This is a genomic window from Mycobacterium kyorinense (assembly GCF_002101735.1).
GTDB classification, from domain to species: Bacteria; Actinomycetota; Actinomycetes; order Mycobacteriales; family Mycobacteriaceae; genus Mycobacterium; species Mycobacterium kyorinense.
The window spans coordinates 39,459-48,184 of sequence record NZ_LQPE01000136.1; the positions used below are offsets into that span (position 1 = coordinate 39,459).

Here is an 8,726-nt window from a genome sequence, read left to right on the forward strand (position 1 = left end):
ACGCGACCAGGGAGTTTCACGAAACCTGTGAACCCGGGTTACATTTACTTTCATGGCCGTGAAACCCGTTGCTAATGCACTGACGCTTGAACTCGAGCCGGTGGTGGAGCAGCTGATGGACCACCACCTCAACACCGAGGATCTGTGGTTCGCGCACGACTATGTGCCGTTCGAGCAGGGCGAGAACTTCGCCTTCCTCGGCGGCCGCGATTGGGACCCGTCCCAGGCGACGCTGCCGCGAGTGATCACCGACGCCTGCGAGATCCTGCTGATCACCAAGGACAACCTGGCCGGCTACCACCGTGAGCTCGTCGAGCACTTCATCCTCGAAGACTGGTGGGGCCGCTGGCTGGGCCGGTGGACCGCCGAGGAGCACCTGCACGCCATCGCGCTGCGCGAATACCTCGTGGTGACCCGTGAAATCGACCCGACCGCCAACGAGCAGGTCCGGGTCGACCACGTGATGAAGGGCTACCGGGCCGACCGCTACAGCCAGGTCGAAACGCTGGTGTTCATGGCATTCTTCGAGCGCGCCCATGCGGTGTTCTGCCGCAACCTGGCGGCCCAGATCGAAGAGCCCGTGCTGGCCGGGCTGATCACCCGGATCGCCAAAGACGAAGAGCGCCATGAAGACTTCTTCGCCAAGCTCGTCGCGCACTGCCTGGAGTACAGCTGCGACGAGACGATCGCGGCGATCGCGGCGCGGGCCGCGGAGCTCGGCGTCGTCGGCGGCGACATCGACGCCTACCAAGACAAGGTGCAGAAGATGGCCGAGGCGGGAATTTTCGGCGAACCCCAGTTGCGCCAGGTGATCTCGGACCGCATCACCGCGTGGGGCTTGGCCGACCAGCCCGAACTGCGGCAGTTCGTCGCCGGCTGACCTTTCCACCGCGAGCGTGCGTAGTTGCACGCGTTTTGGGCGGTTTCGACGTGCATCCATGCACGCTCGCCGTCCAGACGCGGCGCGCCTGCACGGCGGGCCTGCTCTGATGCGAGTAGCGTCGCATTCGATGGCTAGCGACGTGCTCTGCTGTCCAGACGGCACCTCTTGTCACGACCACAACAGGACCGGCCCCGGTCCTGGTGCCGCCGCCCCGCCGATACGCTCTGCGCGGGGCCGCGCGGAGTCCGGTCCGTCGACGATGCAGCCCGTGAAACGGGCTGCTGAGGAGCGGGCCACTAGCCTAGGAGCGCTCCGTGACTGATACCCGGACGTATGTGCTGGACACCTCGGTGCTGTTGTCCGACCCGTGGGCGTGCACCCGGTTCGCCGAGCACGACGTGGTGGTGCCGCTGGTCGTGATCAGCGAACTGGAGGCCAAGCGCTATCACCACGAACTGGGCTGGTTCGCCCGTCAGGCGCTGCGCTTGTTCGACGACCTTCGGCTGGAGCACGGACGGCTCGATCAGCCCATTCCCGTTGGGACACAAGGCGGTACGCTGCATGTCGAACTCAACCACAGCGACCCTGCGGTGCTGCCGGCGGGCTTCCGCACCGACAGCAACGACTCACGGATTCTGTGCTGTGCCGCCAACCTCGCCGCCGAGGGCAAGCGAGTCACATTGGTGTCCAAGGACATTCCGCTGCGGGTCAAGGCCGGCGCGGTCGGCCTGTCGGCCGACGAATACCACGCCCAGGACGTCGTCACCTCCGGATGGACCGGGATGGCCGAGGTCGAAGCCTCGGCCGACGACATCGACGTATTGTTCGCCGACGGCGAAATAGACCTGGCTGCGGCACGAGACCTGCCCTGCCACACCGGAATTCGGCTGCTGGGCGGTAGCTCGCATGCGCTGGGACGGGTCAACGCCCACAAGCGTGTGCAGCTGGTGCGCGGGGACCGCGAAGTGTTCGGGCTGCGCGGGCGCTCCGCCGAGCAGCGGGTGGCGCTGGATCTGCTACTCGACGAGTCGGTGGGCATCGTGTCGCTGGGCGGCAAGGCCGGCACCGGCAAGTCGGCGCTGGCATTGTGCGCGGGCCTGGAAGCGGTGCTGGAGCGACGAACCCACCGCAAGGTGGTCGTGTTCCGCCCGCTGTATGCGGTCGGCGGCCAGGAGCTGGGCTATCTGCCCGGCAGTGAGAGCGACAAGATGGGCCCCTGGGCGCAGGCGGTGTTCGACACCCTCGAGGGCCTGGCCAGCCCGGCGGTGCTCGACGAGGTGCTGTCCCGCGGCATGCTCGAGGTGCTGCCGCTGACGCACATCCGCGGCCGCTCACTGCACGACTCGTTCGTGATCGTCGACGAGGCCCAGTCGCTGGAGCGCAACGTGCTGCTGACCGTGCTGTCGCGGCTGGGCACGGGATCGCGAGTGGTGTTGACGCACGACGTCGCTCAGCGCGACAACCTGCGGGTGGGCCGTCACGACGGGGTGGTGGCCGTGATCGAGAAGCTCAAGGGGCACCCGCTGTTCGCGCACATCACGCTGTTGCGCAGCGAGCGCTCGCCGATCGCGGCGCTGGTCACCGAGATGCTCGAGGAGATCAGCCGGGGCCCGTTGCCCTAGCGGCGATCGCAAGCGCGGCGAAGCCGGGCGCAGCGGGTCGCCGCTATGCCCCGAGCGCAAACGCCAAGCCGGCGGTGTCGGCGACGGTGACGGTCAGCGCCGAATGGTCCCGCAGCCCGATCACCCGGCGGACCGGCGGCTCGAAGTGGATGCAGACGCCGGCGTCGGCGTTGGTCCCGAACGTGAGCCCGTCGTCGGCGAACGACAGCCGCGGCCCCAGCGCCGTCCACCACCGGTATGGACCCGTGACATGGGCGTCGCTTATCTGGCTCAGCGGCACGTCGACCCGCAGCGGCCCGTACCGGGCGACGAAGCGCCCGTCCGCGTTGAGGGTGACGCCCTGGCGTCCCGGCCAGCGACGGATCGGCAGCCATAGCGGCGCCAGCCGCGGCGCGTAGCGGTAGGGGAAGAAACGGTCCTGGGCGATCATCACTCTTACTATCCGCTGGATAGGCTGCCAGGGTGGCGAGACTCTGCGACAGCCAAGCCTGGCGGTACTGGCGTACCGTTCTCGGCGTCGTGGTGGCCGCCGCGGTGCTGGCCATCGGGGCTCTGACCGGACACGTGCGGCGCGCCGACGCCGACGACGTGGACTGTGCGCAGGTCAAGTGCGTGGCGCTGACGTTCGACGACGGGCCCGGGCCGTTCACCGACCGGTTGCTGCGCATCCTGGCCGACAACGATGCCAAGGCCACGTTCTTTCTGATCGGCAACAAGGTGGCCGCCAACCCCGCCGGCGCCAAGCGCATCGCCGAGGCCGGCATGGAGATAGGCAGCCACACATGGGAACACCCCAACATGACGACGATCCCGCCCGAAGACATTCCCGGCCAGCTGTCCAAGGCCAACGACGCGATCGTCGCCGCCACCGGCCGCACGCCTACGCTGTACCGGCCGGCCGGCGGGCTGTCCAACGCGGCGGTACACCAGGCCGCCGCTCGGCTCGGCCAGGCCGAAATCCTTTGGGACGTCATCCCTTACGACTGGATCAACGACTCCAACACCGCCGCCACCCGAGCGGTGTTGATGAGCCAGATCAAGCCCGGCTCGGTGGTGCTGTTCCATGACACCTACTCCTCGACCGTCGACCTGGTCTACCAGTTCATCCCGGTACTGAAGGCCAACGGCTACCACCTGGTGACGGTCAGCCAGTTGCTCGGGCCGCGGGCGCCAGGCAGCAGCTACGGCGGCCGCGAGAACGGCCCGCCCGCAAACGACCTGCGCGACATCCCGCCCGGCGAGATCCCGGCGCTGCCCAACACACCGTCGCCCAAGCCCATGCCCAACTTCCCGATCACCGATATCCCCGGCGCCAACTCCGGCGGCCCCAATAACGGGGCCTGAGCTATTGACACGTTGACACAAATCTCTATTCTTTGTGTCAACAGCTCGAGGGGAGTCGGCTATGACCGCAGCCGCCGATCAACCGGTCCGTCCCGGCCCCGTCGCGCCCGTGCGGCCGCGGGTGATGGCGGAATTCCGCAAGCATTCCGGCAGCGTGTTCGGCGGACTGTTCGGGGCCGCCGCATTCGACGAGGTGGCGCTGGTCCCGGTGGCCGCCGCCGTCGACAAGACCGGCCGTTTTGAACGCAACTTCGCCGACCGAGGGGTGCGCAGCGGATTCTCTGCGCTGCTGGCGATTTGGGGAGACGCCGACGACCGCGCGGCCGAAGGAGCGCGGCTCAAGCGGTTGCACCGTGACGTTCGCGGCCGGGGCAAGGGCGAATTCGCCGACGTCCGCTACAGCGCGCTGAGCCCGCAGCTGTGGAATTGGATCGCGATCAGCGGGATCTTCGTTGTGCTGCATTCGTTTACGCCCGCGACCGGCATCAGGCTGACCGCGGCCGAGCAGGAGGCGGCCTACCGCCAACTGGTGGAGGCATTCCGCGCGATCGAGCTGAGCGGCAAGTCGGCGAAGTTGCCCGCCGGCTACGCCGAAGCGGTCGCATACTACGACCGGATGGTCGAAACCGAGCTTGCGGCCAACCCGTTTCTCCGCCGGGTGACGGCCGATCTGACCCGGCTGCCGCTGCCGACCCTGCTGCTGCCGGCGCCACTGCGGCGCGCGCTGACCCCGCTGTGGTTAGCGGTGCGACCGGGGGCGGGGCGGGTGGTCAAGGTGTGCTCGTTCGGGATCATGCACCCGGGCGTTCGGGAGCTGACCGGATTTCGTTGGCAGCCTTGGCATGACGTCGAGTTCGGGGTCTACACGCGGCTGGTGCAGCTGGCCTGGCGGGTGCTGCCGGACCGGCTGCTGCTCGTGCCCCTGGCCTACAACCGCCTGCAATACGAAAAACTGGTCCGGTTGCATCGATCGGTGGCTCTGGACTCGTTCGCGGCACCCGGCTGCCCGGTCGGTTGACATACTGGTGCGGATGCCACGCCAACGGACCACCGCCAGCTCCAGCGCGCAGGAGGACGCCATCCTCAAGGCGGCCGCCGAAGAAGTCGCACTGGTCGGTGTGGGGCGCGCCAGTCTGGATGTCATCGCCCGCCAGGCCGGTGTCAGTCGCAGCACGCTGTATCGCCGGTTTCCGAGCCGGGATGCTCTGATCACCGAGCTGGGTCGACGCACCTTCGAGTTCGCGATGGCCCGGCTGCGTACCGTCGCAATGGATTCCGGCCCCAAAGACGCTGCGGTGGCGGCATTCTGCGAAGGTTTGCGGCTGCTGACGACGGAGCCGGTGATGCGGAAGTTCCTGCGACTGGATGGCGATGCGTGGTCGGTGGCGGGCGCATACGAGGAGGCCGAAGCCTTCCTGGAGCACGCGTCGCGGGCGATGGCCAGGGCGTTGCGCGCCGCCGGCGCCACGATGCCCGACGAGGAATTACTGGCCGTCGCCGAATTACACATCCGGGTGGCGGGCTCGCTGGCGCAGGTGCCGAGCAAAGTGCTCGACGCCGGCGACGACGACGCGGTGCGGGATTACGCGCGCAAGCACCTGGCGCCGCTGGTGTGGTAGCGCCGGCTACTCCTTGACCTTCGCCATCGCCAGCACGTCGAGGCGGCGGTCGAGCTCCTCCTCGGAGAGCTTGTCGCCGATCAGCCCGCGGTCGATCACCGTCTGGCGAATCGTCTTGCGCTCCTTGAGCGCTTCTTTGGCGACCGCGGCGGCCTCCTCGTAGCCGATCGCCGAGTTCAGCGGCGTCACGATCGACGGCGACGACTCGGCCAGCTCGCGAAGGTGCTCGACGTTGGCGGCCAGCCCGGCGATGCAGCGCTCGGCAAACAGCCGCGACACGTTGGTCAGCAGCTTGAACGACTCCAGCATGTTGCGCGCCATCATCGGGATGTAGACGTTGAGCTCGAAGGCGCCGTTGGCGCCGCCCCAGGCGATCGCCGCGTCGTTGCCGATCACCTGAGCCGCGACCTGCGTAACCGCTTCCGGGATAACCGGATTCACCTTGCCCGGCATGATCGAGCTGCCCGGCTGCAGATCCGGCAGCTGGATCTCGGCCAGGCCGGTCAGCGGGCCCGATCCCATCCAGCGGATGTCGTTGGCGATCTTGGTCAGCGACACCGCGATGGTGCGCAGCGCTCCGGACGCCTCGACCAGCCCGTCGCGGGCGGCCTGGGCTTCGAAAGAGTTGGTGGCCGTGCGCAATTCGGTCAGGCCGGTCTTGTCCACCAGCACCTCGACCACCTTGGCGCCGAAGCCGTCGGGCGCATTGAGCCCGGTGCCTACCGCAGTGCCGCCGATCGCCAGCTCACCGAGCCGCGGCAGCGTGGCCTGCACCCGTTCGATGCCGGCTTCGATCTGGCGGGCGTAGCCGGAGAACTCCTGTCCGAGCGTCACCGGAACAGCGTCCATCAGATGCGTGCGGCCCGACTTCACCACCGTGCGCCACTCGCGAGCCTTGGCCGCCAAGGCTTCCTGCAGCACCTCCAGCGCCGGGATCAGGTGGCGCACAGCGGCTTCGGTGGCCGCGATGTGAGTGGCGGTCGGGAAGGTGTCGTTGGACGACTGCGACATGTTGACGTCGTCGTTGGGGTGCACCGTGACACCGTTGGCCGCGGCGATGCTCGCGATCACCTCGTTGGTGTTCATGTTGGAGCTGGTGCCGGACCCGGTCTGGAACACGTCGATGGGGAACTGGTCGTCGTGCTGGCCGTCGGCGATCTCGTTGGCGGCGGCAATGATCGCGTCGGCCTTCTCCGGCGCCAACAGCCCGAGGTCCTTGTTGACTTGTGCGCAGGCACCTTTCAGCAGACCCAGCGCCCGGATCTGGGTGCGCTCGAGTCCGCGCCCGGAGATCGGGAAGTTCTCCACCGCACGCTGAGTCTGGGCGCGCCACAACGCTTTCGCCGGCACCCGGACCTCGCCCATGGTGTCGTGTTCGATGCGGTATTCGTCGGCCATGCGTGTCCTTACAGTCGGTTACGGCAGCGGGTATTGGGCGTTGGAGTCGCCGGTGAAGTCGATGGCAGAGTACTCGTTGAGCTTCGAAAGCCGGTGGTAGGCCTCAATCATCCGCACCGTGCCCGACTTCGAACGCATCACGATCGACTGGGTGGTGCACCCGCCGGGGTAGTAGCGCACACCCTTGAGCAAGTCACCGTCGGTGACACCGGTGGCGCAGAAGAACACGTTGTCGCCGGAGACCAGGTCTTCGGTGGTCAGCACCCGGTCCACGTCGTGCCCGGCGTCAATAGCCTTCTGGCGCTCGGCATCATCCTTGGGGGCGAGCCGCGCCTGGATCGCGCCACCCATGCATCGGATGGCCGCCGCGGCGATGATGCCCTCCGGCGTGCCGCCGATACCGGCCAGCATGTCGGTGCCCGAGTTCGGCCGGCACGCCGAGATCGCGCCGGCCACGTCGCCATCGGTGATCAGCCGGATCCGGGCGCCGGTGGCGCGGACGTCGTCGATCAGCTGTGCGTGCCGCGGCCGCTCCAGGATGCACACCGTCATGTCGCGCACCGACAAATCCTTGGCCTTCGCGACGGCGCGGATGTTGTCGGCGATCGGCGCGGTGATGTCCAGCACGTGCGCCGCTTCGGGGCCGACGGCGATCTTGTTCATGTAGAACACCGCCGACGGGTCGAACATCGCGCCGCGGTCGGCGACCGCCAGCACCGAGATGGCGTTGGGCATGCCTTTGCTCATCAGCGTGGTGCCGTCGATCGGGTCGACGGCGAAGTCGCAGTCCGGGCCGTCGCCGTTGCCGACCTCCTCGCCGTTGTAGAGCATCGGCGCGTGGTCCTTCTCGCCCTCGCCGATCACGACCACGCCGCGCATCGACACCGAGTTGACCAGCTCGCGCATGGCGTCGACGGCGGCCCCGTCGCCGCCCTCCTTGTCGCCGCGGCCCACCCAGCGGCCTGCGGCCATGGCGCCGGCCTCGGTCACCCGCACCAGCTCCAAGGCCAAGTTGCGGTCCGGGGCTTCACGACGAGAGGAGGCCGTTCGCGACGACGAGCCCGCGTCGGGCGAGGAGGCAGCGGCGCGATGAGCTTGCGTCATGGCGCCGATTGTCCCAGAAGCAGGTCGGCGGCCTAAAGCTGGGATACTCGTGCTGTGACGACGCAGCCGCAGCCGACGCCCAAGCCGGCCAAACCCCGGTTGCTGCAGGACGGCCGCGACATGTTCTGGTCGCTGGTGCCGCTGGTGGTGGCCTGCATCGTGCTGGCCGGCCTGGTCGGGATGTGCACCTTCGCGCCCCGCGCGGGCAACCGCGGACCGGTACCCTCCTACGACGCGGCCGCCGCGTTGCGGGCCGACGCGCAGACGCTGGGCTTCCCGGTCCGGCTGCCCCGGCTGCCCGACGGCTGGCAGGCCAATTCCGGCACCCGCAACGGTATCGACGACGGCCGCACCGACCCGTCGACCGGTCAGCGGCTACGGGCCGCGGTGTCGACCGTGGGCTACATCAGCCCGGCCGGCATGTACCTGAGCCTGAACCAGAGCAACGCCGACGAAGCCAAGCTGGTCGCCTCGATCCACCCGTCGATGTATCCCACCGGCACCGTCGACGTCGGCGCCACCCGCTGGATCGTCTACGAAGGTGACGGCGTCGAGCCGGTGTGGACGACTCGGCTCGACAGTGCAGCCGGCCCGGCCCAGATCGCGGTCACCGGCGCCGGCAGCGCCGCCGAATTCCGTACGCTGGCCGAAGCCACCCAGTCGCAACCGCCATTGCCCGCGAAAGGACTCTCAATGAAGATGTCAAGCCGCCGACTTGGTGATCGGGGGTGATTCGGGTTGCCAGGTGCGGTTGTC

General features: G+C 68.2%; 9 protein-coding genes. 6 read left to right on the forward strand and 3 right to left on the reverse strand.

Annotated elements, in window-relative coordinates:
• The first annotated feature begins 52 nt into the window (after nt 1-52).
• Together AWC14_RS16890 and phoH2 are read left to right on the forward strand one after the other, a co-directional pair.
• Nucleotides 53-880, forward strand: coding sequence for an acyl-ACP desaturase (locus AWC14_RS16890; RefSeq protein ID WP_045377799.1), 828 nt, complete (start codon nt 53-55; stop codon nt 878-880).
• Nucleotides 881-1,197: 317 nt separating this feature from the next.
• A complete protein-coding gene (phoH2, locus tag AWC14_RS16895; protein WP_045377802.1) occupies nt 1,198-2,505 on the forward strand; it encodes an RNA 5'-3' helicase PhoH2 in 1,308 nt (435 codons plus the stop codon).
• 43 nt (nt 2,506-2,548) lie between these two features.
• Here the strand turns inward: phoH2 and AWC14_RS16900 are convergent, their stop codons facing one another.
• Entirely contained in the window at nt 2,549-2,935 is a 387-nt protein-coding gene (locus AWC14_RS16900; protein ID WP_045377805.1) for a hypothetical protein, read from the reverse strand.
• 32 nt (nt 2,936-2,967) lie between these two features.
• Here AWC14_RS16900 and AWC14_RS16905 point away from each other — a divergent pair, with 32 nt between their 5' ends.
• From AWC14_RS16905 to AWC14_RS16915, 3 genes are all read left to right on the forward strand, one after another.
• Complete coding sequence (locus AWC14_RS16905) at nt 2,968-3,849, forward strand: polysaccharide deacetylase family protein (RefSeq protein WP_045377808.1); 882 nt, start codon at nt 2,968-2,970, stop codon at nt 3,847-3,849.
• Nucleotides 3,850-3,910: 61 nt separating this feature from the next.
• The gene (locus tag AWC14_RS16910; RefSeq protein ID WP_057003532.1) at nt 3,911-4,867 is read left to right on the forward strand and encodes an oxygenase MpaB family protein; all 957 of its coding nucleotides are present in this window, start codon (nt 3,911-3,913) and stop codon (nt 4,865-4,867) included.
• A 13-nt stretch (nt 4,868-4,880) separates the two neighbouring features.
• Nucleotides 4,881-5,468, forward strand: coding sequence for a TetR/AcrR family transcriptional regulator (locus AWC14_RS16915; RefSeq protein WP_045385783.1), 588 nt, complete (start codon nt 4,881-4,883; stop codon nt 5,466-5,468).
• A gap of 6 nt (nt 5,469-5,474) precedes the next feature.
• On the opposite strand, the gene AWC14_RS16920 is transcribed toward AWC14_RS16915, so the two are convergent.
• A complete protein-coding gene (locus tag AWC14_RS16920) occupies nt 5,475-6,866 on the reverse strand; it encodes a class II fumarate hydratase (RefSeq protein ID WP_045385785.1) in 1,392 nt (463 codons plus the stop codon).
• Nucleotides 6,867-6,884: 18 nt separating this feature from the next.
• Nucleotides 6,885-7,970 (reverse strand): class II fructose-bisphosphatase, encoded by a 1,086-nt coding sequence (glpX, locus tag AWC14_RS16925; RefSeq protein ID WP_057003533.1) that lies wholly within the window; start codon nt 7,968-7,970, stop codon nt 6,885-6,887.
• A gap of 54 nt (nt 7,971-8,024) precedes the next feature.
• On the opposite strand from glpX, the gene AWC14_RS16930 reads away from it, so the two are divergent.
• Entirely contained in the window at nt 8,025-8,702 is a 678-nt protein-coding gene (locus tag AWC14_RS16930; protein ID WP_085241365.1) for a DUF4245 domain-containing protein, read from the forward strand.
• The last annotated feature ends 24 nt before the right edge of the window (nt 8,703-8,726 follow it).

Coding starts and splice junctions, on each gene's coding strand:
- glpX (WP_057003533.1), bottom strand. CDS start 7,970: ATGACGCAAGCTCATCGCGCCGCTGCCTCCTCGCCCGACGCGGGCTCG.
- AWC14_RS16910 (WP_057003532.1), top strand. CDS start 3,911: ATGACCGCAGCCGCCGATCAACCGGTCCGTCCCGGCCCCGTCGCGCCC.
- AWC14_RS16900 (WP_045377805.1), bottom strand. CDS start 2,935: ATGATCGCCCAGGACCGTTTCTTCCCCTACCGCTACGCGCCGCGGCTG.
- AWC14_RS16915 (WP_045385783.1), top strand. CDS start 4,881: ATGCCACGCCAACGGACCACCGCCAGCTCCAGCGCGCAGGAGGACGCC.
- AWC14_RS16890 (WP_045377799.1), top strand. CDS start 53: ATGGCCGTGAAACCCGTTGCTAATGCACTGACGCTTGAACTCGAGCCG.
- AWC14_RS16920 (WP_045385785.1), bottom strand. CDS start 6,866: ATGGCCGACGAATACCGCATCGAACACGACACCATGGGCGAGGTCCGG.